Source organism: Luteibacter sp. P4_E6 (assembly GCF_056401535.1).
Genome location: NZ_JBFUJE010000885.1, coordinates 1 through 1030 on the forward strand (window position 1 = coordinate 1; position 1030 = coordinate 1030).

Annotated in this window: 2 protein-coding genes; one reads left to right on the forward strand and one right to left on the reverse strand. The window is 63.8% G+C overall.

Annotated features, from left to right (window positions below; genetic code table 11):
* Positions 1–240, forward strand: a 240-nt coding sequence (locus AC1DT2_RS24340) for a DUF455 family protein (protein WP_477299310.1), incomplete at its 5' end; no start/stop codon positions are given.
* Between the two features lie 72 nt (positions 241–312).
* On the opposite strand, the gene AC1DT2_RS24345 is transcribed toward AC1DT2_RS24340, so the two are convergent.
* Positions 313–1030, reverse strand: a 718-nt coding sequence (locus tag AC1DT2_RS24345; RefSeq protein ID WP_477299312.1) for a UDP-2,3-diacylglucosamine diphosphatase, incomplete at its 5' end; no start/stop codon positions are given.

Sequence of the window (1030 nt, forward strand, 5' to 3'; positions counted from 1 at the left end):
GACGAACGCACGGTGGACATTCTCGAGGTGATCCTGCGAGAGGAAGTCGCCCATGTGGCGGCAGGCACGCGCTGGTTTCACTGGTGCTGCGCGCGCGATCGCATCGATCCGGAAGCGATGTTTGCCACCTTGCTCAACGACTATATGAATGGGTCGTTGAGGGGGCCGTTCAATCTGGACGCACGGCGCGAGGCCGGATTTTCAGAGAGCGAGCTGGATTGGCTGCAGACGCTGGGGTGAGGCAAGAGCATCGCCGATGAATCGGCTCCCACACAGAGCCGCTTCAGCGGCGATGGGTGCTCGCGGACGGGCTTAAACCTGCCAAATTCCACGCAAATCCAACCGATCCCCATCGATCGCCAATACCGACCCATGGTCGTACCAATCACCCAGCACGATGCGTTCCGCATTCGCGTCGTCGAACGCGAACGGATGGATGGCCGGGCGATGCGTATGCCCGTGGATGAGGCGGTGAACGCCAGCATGACGTAGCGCTGCTTCCACCGCGCCCTGGTTCACATCCATGATCGTCTCGTCGTTCTGGCCGGTGCGTGCCTTGCTGTCGCTGCGCGCCTTCGCCGCAAAGGCACGGCGCGCTTCCAGCGGCATAGACAGAATCTGCTGTTTCCAGGCGGCCGTGCGCACTTGGGCGCGCACGGCCTGGTATTCCACGTCGTCGGTGCAGAGCACGTCGCCGTGCATCAGCAAGGTGGGGGTGCCTTCGATGTCGTGCACCGTGCCATCGTCGAGCAGGGTCATTCCCGCGCGGTCGGCAAAACGCTGGCCGAGCAGGAAGTCACGGTTACCGGCCATGAAGTACACCGGCACGCCGCTGTCGCTGAGGGCACGCGTCGCGGTGGCGATCCGCGTTGGTAGCTCCGCGTCGTCGTCGTCCCCTATCCATGCCTCGACGAGGTCGCCGAGGATGTAAAAGGCCGTCGCCGAGCGAGCCTCGTCCGACGCGAGGAAGCGCTCGAACAAGGCGGTGATATCCGGGCGCGCTTCGTCGAGGTGCAGATCGGCGATGAAC